The 267-nt window shown below is 66.3% G+C and carries 1 protein-coding gene; it reads left to right on the forward strand.

Going from position 1 to position 267, the window contains the following annotated elements; all coding sequences use genetic code 11:
- The coding region (locus tag Ga0451573_RS19250; RefSeq protein ID WP_231685806.1) for a TGS domain-containing protein at nt 1–267 on the forward strand (267 nt) is incomplete at both ends.

The raw sequence follows: 267 nt of genomic DNA on the forward strand, positions 1-267 counted from the left end.
GCGATGTACCAGGACCGGATCTTCGCCTTCACGCCCAAGGGCGAGCTGATCCAGCTGCCCAAGAGAGCGACGCCGATCGACTTCGCCTATGCGGTGCATTCGAACCTGGGCGACCAGGCGGTAGGCGCCAAGATCAACGGCCGCGTGGTGCCGCTGCGCACCGAGATCGAACAGGGCGACCAGGTCCAGATCCTGCGCTCCAAGGCGCAGGAGCCCCAGGCCAACTGGCTCAACTTCGCGATCACCGGCGCGCGCCTTGCCGGTGAT

The sequence above is a fragment of the Phosphitispora fastidiosa genome (assembly GCF_019008365.1).
Lineage (GTDB): Bacteria > Bacillota > Thermincolia > Thermincolales > UBA2595 > Phosphitispora > Phosphitispora fastidiosa.